This is a genomic window from Leucothrix arctica (genome assembly GCF_003172895.1).
In the GTDB taxonomy this organism is placed as follows: domain Bacteria; phylum Pseudomonadota; class Gammaproteobacteria; order Thiotrichales; family Thiotrichaceae; genus Leucothrix; species Leucothrix arctica.
On record NZ_QGKL01000031.1, the window covers coordinates 1 to 22,648 of the forward strand.

General features: G+C 43.8%; 20 protein-coding genes and 1 pseudogene. 6 read left to right on the forward strand and 15 right to left on the reverse strand.

Annotated features, from left to right (window positions below; all coding sequences use genetic code 11):
* Positions 1 to 215, forward strand: a 215-nt coding sequence (locus DKT75_RS22025; protein ID WP_211665096.1) for a hypothetical protein, incomplete at its 5' end; no start/stop codon positions are given.
* Here DKT75_RS22025 and DKT75_RS10715 read toward each other — a convergent pair.
* Positions 171 to 1,154 carry an IS481 family transposase gene (locus DKT75_RS10715; RefSeq protein ID WP_109821420.1) on the reverse strand — a complete coding sequence of 328 codons (984 nt, stop codon included), beginning with the start codon at positions 1,152 to 1,154 and terminating at the stop codon, positions 171 to 173. The genes DKT75_RS22025 and DKT75_RS10715 overlap by 45 nt on opposite strands.
* Positions 1,155 to 1,268: 114 nt before the next feature.
* Between DKT75_RS10715 and DKT75_RS10720 the strand changes: the two genes are divergently transcribed.
* The 4 genes from DKT75_RS10720 to DKT75_RS10735 all read left to right on the forward strand — a co-directional run bounded on the left by DKT75_RS10720 (position 1,269) and on the right by DKT75_RS10735 (position 7,537).
* On the forward strand, positions 1,269 to 3,689 hold the full coding sequence (locus DKT75_RS10720) for a UvrD-helicase domain-containing protein (RefSeq protein ID WP_146201356.1): 2,421 nt from the start codon (positions 1,269 to 1,271) through the stop codon (positions 3,687 to 3,689).
* A gap of 183 nt (positions 3,690 to 3,872) precedes the next feature.
* On the forward strand, positions 3,873 to 4,643 hold the full coding sequence (locus DKT75_RS10725; protein WP_109823430.1) for an SDR family NAD(P)-dependent oxidoreductase: 771 nt from the start codon (positions 3,873 to 3,875) through the stop codon (positions 4,641 to 4,643).
* 82 nt (positions 4,644 to 4,725) lie between these two features.
* Positions 4,726 to 5,160, forward strand: coding sequence for an RbsD/FucU domain-containing protein (locus DKT75_RS10730; RefSeq protein ID WP_109823431.1), 435 nt, complete (start codon positions 4,726 to 4,728; stop codon positions 5,158 to 5,160).
* A 91-nt stretch (positions 5,161 to 5,251) separates the two neighbouring features.
* Entirely contained in the window at positions 5,252 to 7,537 is a 2,286-nt protein-coding gene (locus DKT75_RS10735) for an EAL domain-containing protein (RefSeq protein ID WP_109823432.1), read from the forward strand.
* Between the two features lie 64 nt (positions 7,538 to 7,601).
* Here DKT75_RS10735 and DKT75_RS10740 read toward each other — a convergent pair whose 3' ends face one another.
* The 11 genes from DKT75_RS10740 to DKT75_RS10790 all read right to left on the reverse strand — a co-directional run bounded on the left by DKT75_RS10740 (position 7,602) and on the right by DKT75_RS10790 (position 20,303).
* Entirely contained in the window at positions 7,602 to 8,624 is a 1,023-nt protein-coding gene (locus tag DKT75_RS10740; RefSeq protein ID WP_109823433.1) for a class I SAM-dependent rRNA methyltransferase, read from the reverse strand.
* A 50-nt stretch (positions 8,625 to 8,674) separates the two neighbouring features.
* Positions 8,675 to 9,871, reverse strand: coding sequence for an MFS transporter (locus tag DKT75_RS10745; protein ID WP_109823434.1), 1,197 nt, complete (start codon positions 9,869 to 9,871; stop codon positions 8,675 to 8,677).
* 155 nt (positions 9,872 to 10,026) lie between these two features.
* Positions 10,027 to 10,884 carry a DUF3025 domain-containing protein gene (locus DKT75_RS10750; protein WP_158278843.1) on the reverse strand — a complete coding sequence of 286 codons (858 nt, stop codon included), beginning with the start codon at positions 10,882 to 10,884 and terminating at the stop codon, positions 10,027 to 10,029.
* 73 nt (positions 10,885 to 10,957) lie between these two features.
* Positions 10,958 to 11,428: an acyl-CoA thioesterase gene (locus DKT75_RS10755; protein WP_109823436.1), complete on the reverse strand. Its 471-nt coding sequence runs from the start codon at positions 11,426 to 11,428 to the stop codon at positions 10,958 to 10,960.
* A 145-nt stretch (positions 11,429 to 11,573) separates the two neighbouring features.
* On the reverse strand, positions 11,574 to 12,140 hold the full coding sequence (locus tag DKT75_RS10760; protein WP_109823437.1) for a chalcone isomerase family protein: 567 nt from the start codon (positions 12,138 to 12,140) through the stop codon (positions 11,574 to 11,576).
* A 34-nt stretch (positions 12,141 to 12,174) separates the two neighbouring features.
* Entirely contained in the window at positions 12,175 to 13,353 is a 1,179-nt protein-coding gene (gene fadA / locus DKT75_RS10765) for an acetyl-CoA C-acyltransferase FadA (protein WP_109823438.1), read from the reverse strand.
* Between the two features lie 12 nt (positions 13,354 to 13,365).
* Complete coding sequence (fadB, locus tag DKT75_RS10770; protein WP_109823439.1) at positions 13,366 to 15,519, reverse strand: fatty acid oxidation complex subunit alpha FadB; 2,154 nt, start codon at positions 15,517 to 15,519, stop codon at positions 13,366 to 13,368.
* 27 nt (positions 15,520 to 15,546) lie between these two features.
* The gene (locus DKT75_RS10775) at positions 15,547 to 15,858 is read right to left on the reverse strand and encodes an SCP2 sterol-binding domain-containing protein (protein WP_109823440.1); all 312 of its coding nucleotides are present in this window, start codon (positions 15,856 to 15,858) and stop codon (positions 15,547 to 15,549) included.
* Positions 15,859 to 15,911: 53 nt separating this feature from the next.
* A complete protein-coding gene (locus DKT75_RS10780; protein WP_109823441.1) occupies positions 15,912 to 17,714 on the reverse strand; it encodes an acyl-CoA dehydrogenase C-terminal domain-containing protein in 1,803 nt (600 codons plus the stop codon).
* 93 nt (positions 17,715 to 17,807) lie between these two features.
* Complete coding sequence (locus DKT75_RS10785; protein WP_109823442.1) at positions 17,808 to 19,847, reverse strand: NADPH-dependent 2,4-dienoyl-CoA reductase; 2,040 nt, start codon at positions 19,845 to 19,847, stop codon at positions 17,808 to 17,810.
* A gap of 159 nt (positions 19,848 to 20,006) precedes the next feature.
* Positions 20,007 to 20,303: a DUF4113 domain-containing protein gene (locus tag DKT75_RS10790; protein ID WP_109823443.1), complete on the reverse strand. Its 297-nt coding sequence runs from the start codon at positions 20,301 to 20,303 to the stop codon at positions 20,007 to 20,009.
* 13 nt (positions 20,304 to 20,316) lie between these two features.
* On the opposite strand from DKT75_RS10790, the pseudogene DKT75_RS10795 reads away from it, so the two are divergent.
* A pseudogene (locus DKT75_RS10795) lies at positions 20,317 to 21,260 on the forward strand (DDE-type integrase/transposase/recombinase).
* 33 nt (positions 21,261 to 21,293) lie between these two features.
* Here DKT75_RS10795 and DKT75_RS22515 read toward each other — a convergent pair.
* The 3 genes from DKT75_RS22515 to DKT75_RS10805 form a co-directional block, all read right to left on the reverse strand.
* Positions 21,294 to 21,509 carry an HNH endonuclease gene (locus tag DKT75_RS22515; RefSeq protein ID WP_211665371.1) on the reverse strand — a complete coding sequence of 72 codons (216 nt, stop codon included), beginning with the start codon at positions 21,507 to 21,509 and terminating at the stop codon, positions 21,294 to 21,296.
* A 330-nt stretch (positions 21,510 to 21,839) separates the two neighbouring features.
* Positions 21,840 to 22,061: a hypothetical protein gene (locus DKT75_RS22035; RefSeq protein WP_211665374.1), complete on the reverse strand. Its 222-nt coding sequence runs from the start codon at positions 22,059 to 22,061 to the stop codon at positions 21,840 to 21,842.
* Positions 22,062 to 22,310: 249 nt separating this feature from the next.
* Positions 22,311 to 22,625, reverse strand: coding sequence for a hypothetical protein (locus tag DKT75_RS10805; protein WP_109823444.1), 315 nt, complete (start codon positions 22,623 to 22,625; stop codon positions 22,311 to 22,313).
* Positions 22,626 to 22,648 lie beyond the last annotated feature (23 nt).

Sequence of the window (22,648 nt, forward strand, 5' to 3'; positions counted from 1 at the left end):
TTTGGAAGAGTACCCGCAGGTCGAGCAAGTGGTTACAAAAGCTCTATAAAGAACTTCCTCCAGAAGAAATGATGACAAAGAAACAATACGCTGCTTTTAAATATATTGATGACATAGCAGACGGTAAGCAGTCATTAGCTACTGAACAATCAAGCTACACAAAAAAGCAGTTACGTGTCGAGAACCGCGTGGTTGTAAACTTTCTTTTTGAATAAATCAGGTTTGTCTAATTGCCACTGCTTCATACTTTGAATAGGGGTCAAATGTCCAAGGTTTCTTTGAATAACGTGGTGATTATACGTGATTAAGTAACGTTTTAGCGTTGTTTCCATTTCTTCGGCAGAAGCAAAGTAGGTGGACTTAATCACCTGTGATATTCGACCATTAAAGCGTTCCACCATGCCATTAGTTTGTGGGTGTTTTGCTGGAATTAAACGGTGCTCTATTGTCAATGAGTCACACATTTTATCAAATAAGTGGTTGCCTGTGGGTTCACGCTCGCCAGTGACACAGAAGCGGTCAGTAAACTCTTTCCCATTATCCGTGAGTATTTTTGTAATCTTAACAGGACACTTATTAGCTAGTGTCTTGATGAATTTGGCGGCTGTCTTCGCTGTTTTATCGGTGATCACTTCCATATAGACCCAGCGTGTCGCACGATCAATGCCCACTAATAAATAACGTTTTTGCGTATCATCAGGCATGTTGGGAAGGTACTTAATATCTACATGAAGGTAGCCAGGCTCATAATCTTTGAAGGTTTTAGGCTTCTTAGCCCCTGAGCTTTCTGACTGCTCTGCATAAAGCTGGGATAGACGGTTAGCACCATGGCGTTTGAGTAAACGAAGTAAGGAGGATCGAGAGAGTGTTTTATCAACAAACTCGCGCGACACCACCAAAAGGTCATCCAGTGTTAATAGTAATGTGCGACGGAGCTCAACGATAATCGCTTCTTGAACGGGTAACAAAGCGGTGTTCAACCGGTTAGGTCGGTGAGATTTATCATTGAAGTTCTTACGCTTACGCCACTTTATAATCGTGCCACGACTTACATTAAAGTGCTTTGCTGCCACATCAATGGTCATATGGCCTTTACTGGCATGAATTTCTTCACGAGTCTTAGGAGTGGTTCGAGCGTTACGATGAACATTCATGTTTGCTTTCCAGAGTTTAAAAGATCTTTCATCACTTGACGAGCATGGTATAGTTTATCAAATTTAGAAAGCCCATAACCAGTTGGATCTAAACAGTTACGCCAATATAAAGACTTGTTTGATACCGTTGAAAGCAATCCTCTGACGGATAAGCAAAGACTCGCCTGCGTGATGGGTGAAGAAAACAACCTCGTTCTCGCGGGGGCTGGTTCTGGAAAAACCAGTGTGATGATTGGTCGAACAGGCTATTTGCTTGAGTCTGAACAGGCAACCGCTGATGAGATTTTGATGTTGGCCTTTGGTAATAAAGCGGCAGAGGAAATGTCGACAAGAGTTTTAGATAAACTCAACACCGATACTGTCAAAGCCAGTACCTTTCACAGTCTTGGCCAGCAAATTATTACAGCCGTAGAAGGACGGAAACCTTCACTATCAGCGCTGGCAACAAACACTATGGCGCTAGATCAGTTCTTAGAAAGTTCATTTAATGAGTTGATGTCACAAGACGCCTATAAGGCGGTCGTTGTTCGGCACTTTTTGTATTTCAGATTTGAGCCTATTAACCCGTTTGCTTTTAATACGCTTGCTGACTACAACCGAGCAGTCAAAGACAACGACTTGAAAGCCAATCAAGGAGAGCTCGTTAAGGGATATCAAGCGCTGCTTATCGCTAACTTTTTGTATAAAAATGGCATTGAGTATCAATATGAAGCGAAGTACGAACGACAAACTAAAACGCTAGACTTTCGCCAATACCAGCCTGATTTTTACCTACCTGAGTTTGGGGTTTATATCGCGCATTATGATATTGATCGGGACGGTAATACGGCTCCCTATGTTGATGCAGCGAAATACCTTGAGGGTATAGAGTGGAAACGAGAACTACACGAAACCAACAACACTCGTTGCATTGAGACTTTCCATTACGAGTGGACGGAAGGAAAGTTGTTGCAACAGCTTGAAGATAAGCTGAGTAATTTCGGGGTTGATTCACACCCTCTTTCCAATGATGAAATCATCGCCCAACTAGAAAGCGCAGAAGACAGACCCCTCGCGGAACTTTGTGCGCTATTGGGTAAGATGCTGAAGCTATTTAAAGCCTCAAATATGAATGGCGAGTTGTTTACGCCTGAAGAGCAAACGTTAGCGCCAACCACATTCTTTCAAAAGATCTTTGAGCGAATACTGAGGTTACTATCAAATAAGCACCAGACAGCGAATGACTTGAATCGAATGAAGTCAGCACAGCAGTTGATGATGCCGCTGTATATGATGTATGAAAATCACTTACTCGAAAATGATGACATTGATTTTGATGACATGATTATCAAGGCTACCCAATACGTCGAAAATGGTGATTTTACATCGCCTTGGAAACACATCATGGTCGATGAGTTTCAGGATATTTCTAGTTCACGCGCTGACTTAATTATCGCGCTGCGTAATCAATCTAAGGATTGCTCGCTCTTTTGTGTGGGTGATGACTGGCAGGCGATCTATCGTTTTGCAGGGAGTGACCTGAGTTATATCACCGCCTTTAAAAAGCACTTTGGTGTGACTCAAACAACGACGCTTGATATGACTTTTCGTTTTAATAACAGCATCAGCGATATCGCTTCAAGCTTTGTTACCCGTAACCCTGAGCAGATTGAAAAGGATATTTCTACCTTTAGCCAAGTGAGTAAGCCTGCTGTTTCACTGTTTAGAACGAATGGTGGTAATGAGTCGCAGCAACTTGCAAATGTAGAGATTGTACTAAAGGCTATTTCTGCTCTTAAAAGTGAGTCGACCATCCTTATATTGAGTCGGTACTCTTTTACGCTTCCCGATACGCAAATACTTGAGCGGTTTGAAAAAGACCTTGGGAATATACACCTTACCGCAATGACGATGCATGCTTCAAAAGGTAAGGAGGCTGACTTTGTCATTGTCATGGGGTTGGAAGATGGCAAGTTTGGGTTTCCTTCTGAAAATCAAGAGCACCCGCTGGTAGATGTATTATTGCCACCCTCTCAGGCATACCCTTTTGCGGAAGAGCGTCGGCTTTTCTATGTCGCTATCACACGAGCGAAACACCGTACTTACTTAATCGCGGATATGAAAAAGCCGTCTAGCTTTATACTTGAACTAATTAATGAAGCGTATGAGATTGAGCTGGATGAGTTTGGGACTTCTGACGCTCAGCTAGTCCATCAAAGTGTGCATTGCCCTGTGTGTGAGATTGGAAGCATGATGCTTCGCTCGGGCAAGCACAGCGACTTTTATGGCTGTAGTGGCTATCCGCGTTGTAACCACATTGAGAATGGATGTCAGGAGTGTGGCGCAGTTATGCAGCGCTCTGGAGAGCGTAAAGTGTGTACGGATGCTTCTTGCCAGGTGTCTGTTCCTATTTGCCCTAAGTGTGGTGCGGAGTTGGTTTATCGTAAAGGCAGAAATGGCAACTTTTGGGGATGTAAGAACTATCGCTCAGAAGGGGTTTCCTGTGGGTATTCGGTGAGTAGTGTTGAGACAGCTAAGGTTAAAGGTTTTGAGTGAATTCGTGACTGTTAACAACCCAAAGAATCGAACCCTTAAACTACTATAAAATAGCGACACTGACACTTTTAAGATGTAATCAACTTACGCAGCTAATAATTACAAATATTGACAAGTTTTAACAAATAATGATAAGTAGTTATTTGCACTCCCGTAATAAACTCTACTCATTAGGACAATAAAATGGATACCAACAATAAATTAGCCGGCAAGAACGTGCTCATCACCGCCGGCGCACAAGGCATTGGTGAGTCAATCACCAAACACTTTATTGATAGTGGTGCCAATGTTGCTATCCACTATTTCTCAAGCGCTGACACGGCTAACGAGTTGATCGAATACGCGAGTAACAAAGGCCAGAAGGCAATTGCTATCAGTGGTGATTTAACCAAAGAAGCCGACGCAACGGCACTGGTAGAGCAAACAGTAGAAGCATTTGGCGGTCTAGATATATTAATCAACAACGCAGGCTCACTGGTTGCGCGCAAAATGCTGAGTGAAATGGAAGCTGAGTTCTGGCACAAGGTAATGGATATTAACCTTACCTCGATGATGTTTGTAACCAGAGCCGCTGCACCTTATCTAGCAATAAATGACAACAGTAGTATTGTAAACCTAGCGTCACTTGCTGGACGTAAAGGCGGCCACCCTGGCTCACTCGCTTACTCGACTAGCAAAGGCGCTATCCTAACGCTAACGCGCGCACTTTCAGCAGAGCTGGGGCCTCAAGGTACTCGAGTTAATGCTGTTTCTCCGGGTCTTACCCTTGGTACATCATTTCACAACACACATACGACTAAAGAGTCGGCTGCTGCAACAACGGCTGGTATTCCCATCCAACGTGCAGGTAATGCTTCGGATGTAGCACGAGCTGTTTTATATTTAGCGTCTGAATACGATGGCTTTATTACGGGTGCTACACTGGACATTAATGGCGGCGTTTACAACATGTAATTTGTTGTTAAAAAATACAAAGCACTAAGAATCACTCTCACTCTTAGTGCTTTAAATCCACCCAATTTTTAAGGAGATCATCATGCTAAAAACACCTGTAATACATCCTACTATTATGGAAGTACTTGCGCGTTCTGGCCATTTTGCACAAGTCATCATTGCAGATGGAAATTTACCAGTCGGTGCAATGACAGGTCCAAACTCGACCACTGTACACCTCAATTTTCGTCCAGGTCTGTTGGATGCTTTAACCGTTCTTGAAGGCATCTTAGAAGTTTGCCCTGTGCAAGGGGCAATCGTGATGGAAAAAACTGCTGAAGCCAACGCCGAAATACATGATGCTTATAAAGCGCTGTTAGGAGATGTCTCGTGGGACGAGATGGAACGCTGGGCGTTCTACGACAAAATTAGAGAGCCTGCCACCACATTAATTATTCAAACGGGCGAGCAGCGTCGCTTCGCTAATTTGATTCTGACGGTAGGTGTCGTCAAAATGGCAGAGGAAAGTGAATTCTAGTGGTATTAATACACAATAGCTTTTTAGATTCAGCTTGCAATAGGCTCAGTCACGCTAGAATGGTGAATACTAATTTTCCCCTGCTCAAGATATGAATAATACAACGTTAATACAACGCATAACCACTAGCACCACCCGATGGGTATTTTTTGTATTAATGTTTGTATCTATCCCCCTTTCCGTTTCAGCTAAAGATGCTCTAATACTGGATAAATTGTCACCCGCAGAGATGCAGTGGCTTAGTGAAAATAAAACCATTCGGCTCGGTATTGATCGTGCTTTTCCTCCTTTTGGTACCATCACTGAAGACAATGAATATGTCGGCTTTACTGCGGACTGGATGAGACTAGTCTCTGAAAAACTGGGCATTGAATTCGAAATATTCAAAGACTCAACATGGAATGAAACGCTCAGCCTCGCTAAGTCCGGTAAAATCGACATGATTGCAGGCTTAGTTAATACCCAAGAGCGACAGGCTTATCTTGAGTTTTCAAAATCTTACATCGAAACACCGACGGTAATATTTAATGATGGGCTGAAAAACGGCTACATCGGCACCATTAAAAACCTGAAAGGCAAAACCGTTGCTGTAGAGCAAGGCTCGTTTGCTTCAGATATGTTAAGCAAGGAATACCCTGACATAAACCAATTACAGGTTAAAAACACAGGCATAGCGTTGAGTATTGTTGCTACTAACAAAGCTGACGCTTATATCGGTAATGCCGTCACAGCCAGTTACTTGATTAAAAAAATGGGCTTCCATAACCTGTTTTATTCTGGCGACACTCCTTATTCAAGCAATCATAGTATTGGTGTTATTAAGCACAATCCGCTACTCGCTTCTATTATGAACAAGACGCTCGCGTCTATTAATCAAAAAGCTAGGGATAAGATTGCTACAAAATGGTTTGGAATGCAGGTATTCCCAAGTATCCGTCGCAGCACTGTCATAGGAATGGGAGTCATTGGACTCGTTGCTTTGCTACTATCAGCGCTCTGGATCAAAACCCTGTACAAGACACGTAAAGACTTACGAATTAGTGAACGAAAGGTCAGACATCAAGCTAATATTGACTCGTTAACCGGCCTAATCAATCGACGTCATATGTATGATATACTCACTGAAAAAACGACCTCATCTCAAGAAGGTTTCGCGCTATTCTTCTTAGATCTAGACGCATTTAAAGAAGTAAATGATTCCCTTGGTCACAGTATTGGCGATGAGCTATTAAAGAGTGTTGCTAGACGCTTGCGAAATCATGTCAGCTCTGACGACATCGTTGGTCGCCTTGGTGGTGATGAATTTATCATCATATTAAATACCACGAATCAACCTAAAGATATTGCCAGCATTGCTCAAGACATTTGCGACTCATTGAGTAGTGACTTTATTGTTCAGGGCCATAGTATTGATGTATCAACGAGTATTGGTATCACGCTATTCCCTCAGGATGCAGCGACACCTGATAATCTGCTGGTCAACGCAGATCAGGCAATGTATGCATCAAAAAAGAATGGCAGTAACGGCTTTATGCTGTTTGATGAAACGATGCGTGAGTCGATGGCTCTGCGTAATGAAACATTGCGAGATCTTAAACTCGCACTCCCTAAGGGTCAATTTGAGCTTTATTACCAACCGATTTATAACTTATTGACCGGTGAAATTACTAAAGCTGAAGCACTGATTCGCTGGAATCATCCGGAGCGCGGAATGATTCGACCTGACTTATTTATCCAACTTTCAGAAGAAAGCGGGATGATCAATGAACTTGGTGAATGGATTTTTCACGAAGCGGCCACTCAAGTCGCAGAATGGCGAGCAAAATATGCACCTCACCTCCAAGTCAGTATCAATACATCACCCATTCAATACCGTGATAAAGGCTTCGACATAAAAAACTGGTGTGCTCACTTAGAAAGTTTAGGTCTCAGTGGTCAGGCCTTGATCGTTGAAATTACTGAAGGCTTGCTGATGGAGAGCAGCTCAGCAGTTAAGGCAAAACTGTGGGGGCTTAGGGATGCAGGTATTGAGGTGGCTATTGACGATTTTGGAACGGGTTACTCTTCTTTATCGTACCTCAAAAAATTCCATATCGATTACCTGAAAATTGATCAGTCGTTTGTTTCAAACCTGAGTGCTCACTCTGAAGACTTTGTTTTGTGTGAGGCCATTACAGTGATGGCCCATAAACTAGGGTGCACTGTCGTTGCTGAAGGCATTGAAACTGAAGAGCAGTCCCTACTTCTAAAAGAAGCAGGCTGCGACTATGGGCAAGGCTATTTATTTTCAAGACCCATACCCGCTAGCGAATTTTCAGCATTGCTGTCCAATGTTTCTAGACAATCGAAAGTGTGCCAGCTCGCTTCTCACGCATAACCTGATGTGAAACGCGGCTGGTTTCGATGTTATTAGACACTTTAAAACATTTACTTTTGAGCTATCAGTCGATGGTTAACGCCACCATTTTCAACGGATGATTATCATCAAACGATGGAAAGTCTGAATAACTATCTAACCAAATCGTGTCACTAACAGAACGCCCCTGCTTCTCAACACAGCGCACTAAGCTCTTATACCAAGTTTCTCTATCTACCTTCGCGACGTTATTGCAGGCAATAATCATCCCACCAGGTTTAGTCGTTAATACCGCAGGTTTAAACAGGCTTTGGTAGTCGTTAACCAAGTCAACGGTTCCAAATGGACTTTTAGCAAACCGTGGCGGGTCTAGAAACACAATATCAAACTGTGACGCTGACATCTTTGGATAACTAGGCAGTTTGTTTTTATTACGGCTAGTGACCTTTAGCCCAGCTAGTTGGCGTAGCGCGGGAAAGGCATCACTGTGTATAAACTGACACACCGACTCGACCCCATTTAACTCCGCATTTTTTATTCCAGCGTCTAAAGCAAATGATGAGAAATCAACATTTACCACTCGCTTAGCACCACCGACGGCAGCAGCCGTTCCTATGCCACAGGTGTAAGCGAACAGATTCAGTACACTCTTTTTTTGGCTATTTTCTGTGACAAACTCTCGACCAATTCGCATGTCCAAAAACAACAGTGGGTCTTGCCCGGTATGACGTAATTGACTGGTATATAAAATACCATTCTCAGTAATGACTTGCTCTGATTGCGCGTAAGCTTCAGTGTCAGCATCAAGCTTATTTAGGATGCGCGAGTGCTTATCCGAGCGGTCGTTATATACAATTGGCAAATCAGCAACGGCTAATAGTGCCTCGTGAATAACCTCAAGCTCTTCTTCGGTCAGCGTTTGGTGAAAAGTTTGAATTAACCAAGCTTCACCATAACGATCAATATTAAGGCCATTTACGCCTTCAACGGTGCCATGAAATACCCGAAAACAATCCGTTTTTGGTATATCTGTCGATGGGCTATTAAGTTGATCAATAAGATCAGCACGTTTAGCTAAAGCAGTCTGCAGCAGAGAAGCTAGTGGCATAATTCAGGAACTCGTTTTGGGGTGGGTGCAATGCGGCGATATTATAACACTTACGCATCTTTATGTAGGGTGATATTACGCCCACCGAGGTATCCAAACACACCGCACACTAAGCTGAGGACAGCGCACAACCACAATACCGATGCCCAACTTTCAAAGTAGCTGTGCATCGCACCAGCGATCATAGGCCCTGTCGCTGCCAGTAAATAACCGACGAATTGCGCCATGCCTGATAAGGAGGCTGCTTGTCCCGAGTGGTGAGTGCGTAAGCTTATAAAGGACAATCCCAATATAAAAACAGCACCCGAACAAAAGCCTAAGGTTGTTGACCAGATGAAGGAGTAACTAGGTATATACAGTAACCCTAATGAACAAAGACACCCGCAAAGTGCAAATGTGAGCGTCAGTAAGCTTTGGTCTTTTAATTTGGCCAGCAGTGGAATAAGCACAATACCGGGTAATGCAGTAGCGATTTGAAACATGCCCTGCAGTACACCCGCATGCTCCGCATCAATATCACTATCCATTAAGATACTGGGTAACCACGCAATGATCACATACGTGAAAAAGGAGTTAAGCCCTAACAGTAAGGTAACTTGCCACGCTAAAGCATGATGCCAAATTCGCCCTTTCCCTATTTGTTGTATAGGCTTTGATTTGAGTTTGCTATGTGACCTTAGTTGAGGCAACCAAATAACAATAGTGATAAAAGTGACTATGCCGTAACAGGCTAACGCAAGCTGCCAACCCATGTCTTTATAAGCAGCTAAAGGGATGAGCAAAGCGGCATAGCTACCTGAGAAAATCCCCATCGATAACACATAACTAGACGTCATGAGGGCGACTTTATGTGGAAAGTCTCGCTTGATAAGGCTGGGCAATAACACATTACCAATCGCGATACCTATACCAATCACAGCGGTGCCGACATAAAGGACAAGCACAGAGTCGATCACACGTGACGCTAAGCCAATACCAATCAGCAACAACGCTATAAACAGTGATATTTCTAACCCCTGCCTTCTAGCTAAGGCGGTTGCCAGTGGCGATGCGAGCGCAAAGGCGAGTAATGGCAAAGTCGTTAACATGCCTGCTTGAGGTGCGCTGAGATGTAAGCTTTCAATCACCTGATCGAGTACTGAGCCTATTCCTGTTACTGGGCCACGTAAGTTCGCCGCTATCAGTAAAATCCCGAGGATTAGAATAGCAGAAGATAAGCTGGATCGCTTGGGGGACGTTAATTGCACTGTGCAAGACCACGGTGAGTAGAAGTCACGCCAGAATAACAGAAGGTATGGCTAGGCTGTGTGGTTTTTACTAATTGTTATTATCGCAACTTGGGGATAATTAATTGTTATCACAACTCTAAGAAAGTAGCCCCACACAGCCAGCATAATTTGACTTAGGCTTTCTTCCTTCCCGGCCTAAAGTAGCGCTCATTATCATAAAACGTCTCTATTTCATTATCTTCATGCCACCCCGGTAATCCAAGCAATGGAAATGGTGATAAGTCCTTAGGCTTCTTATAGATCTCAGCACTCTGCAAAATCTGCGCTAACTCAGTATCAATATAATCAAGCTGCGCTCGCTCACCCTGCTGCATGACCGACTCATCCACATGAATCAATATGCAATTAGCCGTCATCCCAATATAAGTTGATAGACCCTTCTCATACAAAGCATGACCAAACGTCACCAGCTTTAGCTTTGCTTCCAACTCTTCCCTACGCTCCCAAAACAGTTCCTTCCATTGAAAGTCACGAATCATTTGCAACATTGACTCATCACTACTAATGATCACCGCGCCACCTTCATCAAAAAGAGACAGCATATTTTCAATGGGAGAGCGTCGACCAGGGTCTTCATTATTTTCAATTCGTGCTTTTGCAGCAGGAATATGTAGAGAGTTAATCACCGCTTTGGTTTTTGGAAACATAAACCACGTCAAAAACTGAAAGAAGTCATGCCAGTTTTCTGTGCGTGTTTGAATCTCGCCCGTTAGGTAAATACGCGGTGCATAATGCTCATGAAAATGACCGGGTTTACCCGCTTGAGCAACGATTTTAATCGATTGTCCAGATAACACCTTAATTGGTTCAGGCAAGCTACTCAATTCTGACTGATAGTCTTCCAGCGCAGGCCACTGATTGTCGAAATGACTATACTTTTTAGCCAAGTATTCAAGTGGCTCAAAAATGGGAGACAAGGCAACAAAGTCAGCGTCCCATTCTTTTTCTGCATCGATTTTTTGTGAAAACATAAAAAAGTTCGTCATTACTGGATTAAAACAACGCGGCATTCTAACAGACAAATCTATCAATGATACGCCTACCTTACGCGGGTGGATTTATCTCAAAGGCACAGATCAAGTCTCGGGCTGACTCAGGTATTACCTTCTTGTCATTGCCTTTAAAGTCAAAATAAACCAACGTCGCTCTAGACGTGTTCACTAACGTATCACTCCCTTTAGTAAAAATAGCCGCGTCTAACACTAAACTGCTGTTACCCAAACGACTAACACGAGAGCCTATTTCCATTTCTGTCGGATAGTGAAGTTGCTGCAAAAAAGCTATTTTCATATCCGCTAAAATAAGCCCTTCCTTGCTGTCCATTTTGAATTCCATATCCATCGCTTTTTCAAAATAGGAAACACGCGCCGATTCGTAATAACGTGAATATAGCGCATTGTTAATATGTCCAAACGCATCTGAGTCACCCCAACGTGTCGGCATATCAAAGAAGTGACTGAAGTCACTACGCTGCATCTTTCTATAGTCATCTAAATACTTGCTTTCTGCTGGCATACTGCCCTCCAAGGCTAGGTATTTTTAATTAAAGCGGCTAGTTAGAGTTCACATATTAAGCTAATTCTAACGACCAATCATCCACAAAAAAGCCGACAGTAAGTTCCCTCACTGTCGGCTCCTTCACACATACACAATCTTAGAACTACAAGCCTAAAAGTCCAGTTCTCAATCTCGCATCAACCGGTGTTTTAGACAACCACATCCCAAACAACGCTTTCTTAAATGCTGGCGATCTAATCGTTAAAACTTTCTCACCATTCTTTCGTATATGTAAGCCACTACCCACAACATTGATAATATCAAAGGCATCATTCACTGCGATTCCCTTATCAAATACCGTCAGTATTTGGTCTATCTGCGGTTGAATAGGCGCAAGGTTTCCCTTAGTTGATGTATGTAAACCATCAATAATTGCCTGCTTCATTTTCGCAACAGTAATACGTCCAGACGTCACGACTAAACGAATAGCCATAGGCTCATCCGCGGCAATAATAGCATCGTCATCTTTACTCTTTTTAGGGAGATAAAGACTACCCACGTACAGCTTTATAAAGAACTTCTTACGAAGCCCTGAGCCGTTATGCACCATGGTCTTTCCACCATATTGCAATATGTCAGGCACTGGCACACCTGCTAAGGTTGCTGCTGACGCCTGCGTTGTTAGTAACGCAAGCACCATTCCAAAGACCATCGAGTAGATAGCTTTCATACATTCCCTCCTTGTAGTTCAAACACTCAAACGATTAGTTCAAGCGTTCTATAACCGTACTTACACCCATTCCCATGCCGATACACATAGTCGCAAGTCCAAGTGACGCATTTTTATCTTCTAGTACGTTAAGCAGCGTTGTTGTAATTCGTGTACCCGAACACCCTAGTGGATGTCCTAAGGCAATCGCGCCACCTTTGATATTCACATGTTCGTCCATGCGATCTAACAACTTCAAATTTTTCAGTACCGCCAAGCCCTGTGCAGCAAAGGCTTCGTTTAGCTCGATATAATCAATATCGTCCATACTTAAGCCAGCACGCTTTAGCGCTTTCTGTGATGCAGGTACTGGACCAAAGCCCATGATGGCTGGATCACAACCCGCCACCGCCATACTAACGATCTTAGCACGAGGCGTTAGGCCTAGCTCTTTTGCCTTACCCGCAGACATTAGTAACATGCCCGATGCACCATCAGAGAAGCTAGACGATGTACCCGCCGTCACTGTTCCAACTTTAGGTATGAATGATGGCTTCAACATCGCCAAACCTTCAACCGTTGTCTCAGGACGAATCACTTCGTCAGCAGTTACCATGATCTTAGAGCCATCTGCTGCATGACCTTCAACAGGGATGATTTCATTATCCCAAAGACCTGTCTCAGCTGCTTTAGCCGCTAACTGATGAGAACGTGCACCAAACTGATCCTGCATTTCACGGGTAATGCCGTTGATCTTACCCAGCATTTCCGCAGTTACACCCATCATCATGCTCGCCTTAGCTGCGTGCTTAGACATTTCAGCATTGATGTCGACACCGTGCATAATCGAGATATGCCCCATGTGCTCAACACCACCGACGATAAACACATCGCCCTGACCTGACATGATTGCCTGTGCTGCTGTGTGTAGCGCAGACATAGACGAACCACATAAACGATTCACTGACTGACCCGATACCGAGTGCGGCAGACCCGCTAGTAACAGTGCGTTTCGTGCGATGTTAAAGCCCTGTTCTTTGGTTTGATTAACACAACCCCAGATCACGTCTTCAATATCTTTAGCAGGCAAAGCTTCATTTCGCGCGAGTAGCGCCTTGATTACTTCAGCTGACAACTTCTCGGCACGTACATTTCTAAATGCACCACCTTTTGACTTTCCCATCGGCGTGCGTACAGCATCGATGATCACTACGTCATTTGCATTAAAACTCATCGTAATATCCTCTTAGCCCGCTACCGGAAAGTATTTGCCATTATTTTTAGCCATCTCACGCATTTTTTCAGTAGGTACATAAAGTGCACCTAAGTCAGCATGCTTGTCTGCTAGTGCGCAGAATGCATCTAAGCCCATCTGATCCATATAGTTCAGCGCCCCCCCTAAGAAAGGCGGGAAACCAATACCATAAATAAGACCAATATCAGCTTCTGCTGGTGATGCCACAATGCCATCTTCAACACAACGTGCTGTCTCAATACATAATGGAATCATCATGCGCTCAATGATTTCGTCTTTATCAAACTCACGTGTCTCGCCAACAACATCTGACAATAGACCTGCAACTTCGTCATCAACCAGCTTGGCAGGTTTGCCGCGCTTATCGATTTCGTAACGGTAAAAACCTTTGTCATTCTTTTGACCAAAACGCTCCAACTTGTATAGTCGGTCAATCGCGTTCTCATCCGTGTGTGCCATACGGTCTGGGAAACCTTCAGCCATTACCGCATCTGCTTTAAATGCCGTATCGATACCCACAACATCGAGTAGATATGCTGGGCCCATTGGCCAACCGAAACGCTCCATCACCTTATCAACTTGAAGGTAGTCAGCACCGGACTGTAGTAGTCCTGAGAAACCACCGAAGTAAGGGAATAACACACGGTTAACTAGGAAACCTGGGCAGTCATTAACAACAACAGGTGTCTTACCCATTGCCTTAGCGTATGACACGGTTGTTGCAATTGTCTCTTCTGACGTCTTTTCACCACGAATAACCTCAACCAACGGCATACGGTGTACTGGGTTAAAGAAGTGCATACCACAGAACTGCTCAGGTCTTTTCAGATCTTTCGCTAGCTCAGTGATTGAAATAGTTGATGTGTTTGAAGCCAGTACTGCGCCTTCTTGTAGAGATGCCTCTACTTCTGCCAATACTGCTTTCTTAACATTTACATTTTCAACAACGGCTTCAACAACCAAGTCAACACGACCGAAGTCACCGTAGCTTAGTGTTGGAGTGATTTTGCTAACCACTTGAGCCATCTTAATCGCATCGATACGCTTACGCTTCAACTGGCCACCCAGTAGCTTAGTCGCTTCGTTCATACCAAGATCAAGTGCCGCTTCGTTGATGTCTTTCATCAAGATTGGCGTACCACGAGAAGCAGATTGGTAAGCAACACCACCCCCCATGATTCCAGCCCCTAGCACTGCCGCTAGTTTTACTGGCTCAGCAATTTTTCCGTACTTCTTAGACACGCGCTTCACGTGCTGATCTTTAAGGAACAAACCAACCAGTGACGCAGTGACACTAGTAATCGCTAACTTAGCGAAGACCTTAGACTCAACCTTTAGCGCTTTCTCACGTGTCATAGTGCTAGACTTTGACATCGCTTTAAGAACAGCCATCGGTGCAGGATAGTGTGGGCCCGCTTTAGCGCCGATCACTCCACTTGCACTCTCATACGCCATCATGTGTTCCATGTTATTCAACAGAACAGATGTCTTCTTTTCAGTACGTCGTGCTTCATAGTCAAACACGCCATCCGCACAGTCGCTTAGCAGCTTCAGTGCAGAATCACGTAAAATGTCTAGTGCAACCACTGAGTCAACTGCGCCCACACTTAGTGCTGCAGGTGCTTTGTTTTCAGTACCACCACAAATCCACTCATTGGCATTATCTACACCAATCAAGCGAGGTAGACGTACCGTACCACCCCAACCTGGGCAGATACCTAGCTTCACTTCTGGTAAAGCAATCTTTGCGCCCTCTGCCATCACACGGTAGTCACCCGTTAGTGCTAGCTCTAGACCACCACCAAATGCAACACCGTTAATCGCCACAACCGTTGGAAACGGTAGGTCTTCAATAGCATTAAACACGCCGTTAGCTTTATCGAGGAAGTCTATAATAGTCTCCTCAGTTGCCGTGAATAGCGCAGTAAATTCTTTAATATCAGCACCGACAATAAAGTCGCTCTTAGCACTGCTAAACAGTAAACCGCGAACATCTTTCACTGCACTGATCTGTTCAATTGCCTCGCCCAATTCCGCCATAGTCTTTTGACCTAGCGTATTAATTGGTCCGTCTTGTGAGTCAAAAATCAGCTCGTAAAAGCCTGACTCAAGCGCTTCCACGCGAATGGAGTTACCTTTAAACATGTAATTAACCTCTATAAGGAGTTGAGCTTAAGCCGGGAAAATGGCAGTTAATTGTGTCGCCAGCATCATATTCCCTGACGCTTTGATTTTGCCTTCCATAAAGGCCTGCATACCGTCGAGTTCACCACTCATTACGTTAGCCAATGTCTCTTCATCCATTGTCAACGTGACGCTTGGGTCATCATGCTCAGTTTCTGAGATATCACATGTGCCATCGGCAATCGTCGCACACCACATTTCATCATCGATATCGAACTGAAAAATCTCATCAACACCTGATGCAGCGTCTGAATCAAATCGCTCACCCATTTTCTGGAAAATTCCGCTTACGTTACTCATGATTAATTCCTCGCAAATTTGTTTGTATAATCTGGCAATACTTAATTCTTATCTTATTCAACACTAAACAGCTCAGCATCTAGTGCCATTAAATTATCTGAACCTGACAACATGGTCTCAACCAAGCTGCTTGTTCTAGGTAAGATGCGCTCAAAGTAGAATGTTGCCGTCATTAGCTTAGCTTTGTAGAAGCCTTCAGGATCTTGACCCGCATCAACTTTAAGCTGTGCAGCGACTGCCATACGTGCCCAAAGGTAAGCTAGCGTCACATAACCTGAGTACATTAGGTAATCTACTGATGCTGCACCGACTTGATCACGATTCTTCATCGCTTTCATGCCCACTTTCATAGTGATGCTGCCCCACTCACTGTTCATGTCAGACAACTTACTAACGAATGGCTTCACACCCTTATTAGACTTATTCTCTTTACAGAACTTATGAATGATCTTCGTAAACTTACGTAACGAATCACCCTGCGTCATCAATACTTTACGACCTAATAGATCCAATGCCTGAATCTGTGTCGTTCCTTCGTATAGCGTTGAAATACGGCTATCACGAACGTTCTGCTCCATGCCCCACTCAGCGATGTAACCGTGTCCACCGAACACCTGCACACCGTGGTTAGCTGACTCAAAACCAACTTCTGTCAAAAACGCTTTAGCGATAGGCGTCAAAAGACCTAGTAGTGTATCGGCTTCTTCACGTTCTTTTTCATCGTCAGCTTTCGCCGCTTTATCAACCATCATTGCTGTGTAATACACTAGTGCACGACCACCTTCTGCAAAGGCTTTTTGTGTCAATAACAGCTTACGCACTTCTGGGTGAACAATGATTGGATCTGCTGGACCGTCTGGATTTTTCTTACCCGTCAAAGAACGCATTTGTAAACGATCTTTCGCGTAAGCAAGTGACCCTTGGAAACCAAGCTCAGCATGTGCAACACCTTGAATCGCTGTACCAACGCGGGCAGCATTCATAAAGGTAAACATGCAGTTTAGACCGCGATTTTCTTGACCAATCAGGAAGCCTTTCGCGCCGTCGAAGTTAAGTACGCACGTCGCATTACCGTGAATACCCATCTTATGTTCGATAGAGCCACAGTTAACGCCATTTCGATCAGAGATTTCACCGTTTGCATCTGGTAAGAACTTAGGCACGAGGAATAACGAAATACCTTTAGTACCTTCTGGTGCATCGGGTAGTTTCGCCAACACGATATGAACGATGTTACCCGCCATGTCGTGTTCACCTGCAGAGATAAATATCTTGGTTCCCGTGATGTTGTAGCTACCATCATCGTTTGGCTCTGCACGAGAGCGCATCATGCCTAAGTCTGTACCACAGTGAGACTCGGTCAAGCACATCGTACCTGTCCATTCCCCACTAATTAATTTTGTTAAATACGTGTCTTTCTGGCTTTGAGTACCGTGCTCTTCTAGTGTTGCCATCGCACCGTGACTCAGGCCTGGGTACATACTCCATGACCAGTTCGCCGTACCGATAAGCTCACTCATCACAATACCCAGTGACTCTGGTAAGCCTTGGCCACCGTATTCTGGGTTATGAGACAGTGAAGGCCAGCCAGCTTCTACATACTGTGCGTAAGCTTCTTTGAAACCGTCTGGCGTAGTCACTACACCATTGTCAAATGTACAACCTTGCTCATCACCAATTCGATTTAGTGGTGCGATCACACGCTCTGAAAACTTGGCGCCTTCCTCGATGATCGTCTCAACTAATTCCATCGTTACTTCATCGCCACCCGGCAAAGTTTGGTAATGAGACTCAAAGTCCAGCACTTCATTTAGGACAAACTTCATTTCTTTCTGGGGAGCCTTATAATCTGGCATTTTCGTTCACCTTTAGTATTTTATATTGTGATGATCTTCTATTTTACCCGTTGAGCCAATGACAAAAGCTACCAACATCAGTGACAATCTCGATCAGCATAGCGCAGCTAAACGACACGCTTGATTAATGGCACGCTTAGCATCCAATTCTGCTGCAACGTCCGCCCCACCAATGATATTGACCGTTAAGCTCGGTGCTAACTCAGCCAAATCATCAGCCAATTGTCGGTTTGGCGTTTGACCAGCACAAACAATGACATTATCGACCAGCAGAGTTTGTTGCTCATCCGCAATGCTGATAACTAATCCATCATCCGTCACGGCTTGATAGTCGCAACCTGATAACATTTGGACTCCCTTCTTCTGAAGTCCTTTACGATGAATCCAACCTGTCGTCTTTCCTAGGTTCTTTCCAACTTTTGATTTCTTACGCTGTAGTAAATACACTTCGCGGCTCGATGGTGTGTCGATAGCTGTCATACCTTCAACCCCACCACGTGACTTACCCGTCATGTCCACACCCCATTTCGCCATAAACTCTGGAATGTTTTGGCTACTATGATCACCTTCGTGCGTTAAGAACTCAGCCACATCAAAACCAATACCACCCGCACCGATAATCGCCACTCGCTTACCAACCTCTGCACCTTTAAGTACATCGATGTAAGACAGCACTTTCGTGTTGTCAGTGCTAGTGAAGTCTAATTCTCTCGGTGTGATCCCTGTCGCTACTACTACTTCGTCAAAACCTTCAGCGTTTAACATCTCGGCAGTAATACGAGTATTTAACATAACATTTACACTATGAAGTTCTAGCTGCTTTGAAAAGTAACGTATCGTCTCGTAAAACTCTTCTTTACCCGGCACAAGCTTTGCCATATTGAACTGGCCACCCACTTGGTCTGCTGCATCGTAAAGCGTTACCGAATGACCACGCTTTGCCGCCACACTCGCGAATGCTAAACCTGCAGGCCCTGCACCCACCACCGCAATACGCTTGGGTGCGTCAGTCGGTAGGTAATTAATTTCTGTTTCGTGACACGCTCTTGGGTTAACCAAACAACTGGTTAGCTTGCCGACAAACACATGATCTAAACACGCTTGATTACACGCGATACAGGTATTGATCTCATCCGCTCGCCCTTCTTCTGCTTTGATTACAAACTCAGGGTCTGCCAAAAACGGACGCGCCATCGACACCATGTCAGCGTCACCACGGGCCAAGACTTCTTCAGCAACTTCTGGTGTGTTGATACGGTTTGAGGTAATCACTGGCACTGACAAAGCATCACGCACTTGTGCGGTTATCCATGTAAATGCGGCACGAGGTACTTTAGTCGCAATCGTCGGGATACGCGCTTCATGCCAACCGATACCCGTATTGATAATCGTTACACCCGCCTGCTCGACTTCTTTACCCAGCTGAATAATTTCTTGAGTACTGCTACCACCTTCCACTAAGTCCAACATCGACAAGCGGAAAATAATAATAAACTCATCGCCTACACGCTCACGAATGCGCTGCACAATCGCCAAAGGGAAACGGATACGGTTTTCATAGTCGCCACCCCACTGATCTTCACGGTGATTAGTTCGAGTAACGATAAATTGGTTTAGTAGATAACCTTCAGATGCCATTACCTCAACGCCGTCGTAACCTGCTTGCTGAGCTAAAGCTGCACAGTTAACGAAGTCACTGATCTGCTGTTCGATCTCATCTTCTGTTAACTCACGCGGTGTGAACATATTGATAGGTGCTTGAATAGCAGACGGTGCAACTGTGTCAGGATGATAGCCGTAACGACCTGTATGCAAGATTTGCAGACAAATTTTACTACCTGCTTCATGGACAGCGTCGGTGACTATTTTGTGTTGAGGAACTTGCTCAGGAGAGTTGAGCTTTGCAGCATGACCATGAACGGGGCCTTGGTCATTTGGGCTGATGCCGCCAGTAACGATCAGAGAAACACCACCACGTGCACGCTCAGCATAAAACACCGCCATGCGCTCAAAACCACCCTTTTCTTCTTCCAAGCCTAAATGCATAGACCCCATGAGTACGCGGTTTTTGAGTGTGGTAAATCCCAAATCTAACGGTTGCATTAGGGTTGGGTAGTGGGTGTTTGATGACATTTCCGGCTCCTTGTAAGTGCCCCTCTAAAGGGCTTCCTTTTTTAGATTAGCAGATAGTTGACGTATACGTCACCCTAAACTTACTTAAATGATTTATCCAAAGGAAGTGAAGCAACCTAGCGGCTTATAAGGTACTAAAAATAAAGCGTTTAACCACTATTACTCGCCGACTTTATAAAGCTCATCCACACGTGTCGTGTAGCTTGGTGACTTCATATTTTGATTCATTCGCCAGTCACCACCATAAGACTCACCGGCAAAACGAACCATTCCTCTTCCCATTTTTTTGTTTATTAAATCAACTGTATCCATAAGAGAGCCTGAACGATCAGTATATTTAGGAGAAAATAAGTCACCTTGTTCAAAACTATGAGGCACTAACCCCATAAATAAAACACCAGCACGCTGATAACTATGGCCCTGTAGGTAGACTTTAAGCAGTAAACGCTGCGCCACTTCAAGTCACTTGATGAATATTCACAGCCAAGCACGTACCACACCAAAAATGCGCGAAGAAATTCATGCCAGTAAGGGACATATGACACTTGCTGAAGCAGTCCACTTTAATGTGAGTCGATCCACTATTATTAAGCGGCAGAACCGTGATAATTTTGATGACAAGTACCACCGACCTCATCAACTTCATACCTCACTGACACCGCTTCAGGAGGAAATTGTTGCTCAGCTACGGCGTTCTTTACTCTTAACCATTGAAGACTTATTAGTGGTCGTTCGTGGGCTCATCAAGCCCGAGATGGGGCGCTCTTCATAAAAGCCTTATACATCGAACAATCAGGTAAATATGATGTTGAGAAGCCTAAACGGTTTAAGGATTACGAACCTGGTTACCTTCATGTCGATATAAAGTATCTGCCAAAGATGCCAGATGACCCACAAAAATACTACCTACTAGTCGCTATCGACCGAGCCACACGTTGGGTTCACATGAGGATAATTAATGATAAGACCGCAAAGACTACCTCTAATTTCATTAAAGACCTCTACAAAGTCTGTCCAATCAAAATCAACACTATTTTGACGGACAACGGTAAAGAATTTACTGACCGCTTTACAGTAAGTGGTGAGCGAGAGCCGACGGGGCAGCATTTATTTGATCAGGCATGTACTGAATTGACGATTAATCATCGCCTTATTCCACCCAAGCATCCTCAAACAAATGGCATGGTAGAACGCTTCAACGGGCGTATTGCTCAGGTGGTTAAAACAACTTATTTTGCTGATGCGGATGAAATGACTCTGACGCTTAATCAATATATGAAGACATATAATAACCACATTATACAGCGAAACTTGACGCACTTAACGCCCGTGCAAGCAATGAAAAAATGGTACCGTGAAAAACCCGAACTGTTTAGAAAAAGAATTTATGAACAGGCGGGTCTTGACAGCTAACCGCTTTAGTTCGGCTTAAATTACTTGCTAGGCCTACTTACCAAGAAGAAGCATATCTTTCATTTCAGCTATGGTTTTCATTGAGTTAGTCCGATTAATAATACGATGACAATTCGAACAAACTACTGACAGGTCTGACAATGTTGTTTCTACATATTTTTCCGCGTCAGCTAATTTTTTTAGATGATGGACTTCGCAAAACTCCGCACCTAGCTCACCATAAACTTTCTTAAAATCAAAAGAACACACTTTACAAGCTAATGGTCCTGAGCTCTCAATTACTTGTTTCTTTTTTAATTTGACAAGCTTCTGGTTTCTTTCTCTTTTAATGTGAGCTAGTAACCCAGGATTTCCTTCTAATACGGAGAAGTCAATATCTGGTATAAGCTCACGACCTCCATAATTTTCAATAAAATCTAAGATCGGCTTTGTGTATTGATCACTATCTTCAGCGCTTGCATACCAGATATTACTCTACCCAATCCCTCCCTTAACTGCTCTTGGGATCATCAACGAACGCTGCTCCATCGGGAGCAATGTCACGTTCTTCTTATTAGCTTTAATTCGAAATATCTCTAATTAATTTTGCGCATGCTTACGGCTTTTTGCAGTTAATTTCTGTTCATGCCTGAATACCGTAGCATTCTGGTACCAACCAACTACAGCAGTACCGCCAGCCTCAGGCCCAGCGGTCCAAATAACTAACACATTGTCTACCGAATCATCTTTTTTCGATACACCTAAATTTTCTAGCTTAATCTGCCCCGTAGGCCTAACATAACCAAAAACAGACTCACCCACTTCAGTGAAGTTACAGACTTCGTGTCCAGTATCATCTTTATTGTAAGCCCCCCGCGTTCGAGAGTATCACCATCAATACCATTGTATTCCGCCATCCAACCTATATTACAGAATAAATACTTCATTATCTCTCCCTCTCCTTTTTAAACTCCAAATAGCTTATTAAACTAAAGACTCCAGCAACTAACACTACCGGCAGTAATTAATTTTCTTGGGCTAACATATAAAGCAGACATAACGCTTTACTAGCTAAACTTTAATTTCCCTTGTCATATTGAGCGCACTCATAAACTCTTGAAAGTCTTTTATATTAGAACTTAGGCCTTCAAGGTCACTAAATATACCTTCTAATATAAAACTCGCGAGTTTATTTAGTACTACCATCCACATAAATTTACCATAAATATTAGGATAACCAGATTTGCTCTCTCCGACCATCCACCTCATACCTATGGAGTCATGAGATTGATTTTTATAAACCCTTTTCATTAAAACAATTTGACCATCAAAATAAAATACTTCTTTATAAGGGTAATTATTGAGTCTTGGAAACTCAGGTTCCATTTGTTGCTCCTTAAGATAATACA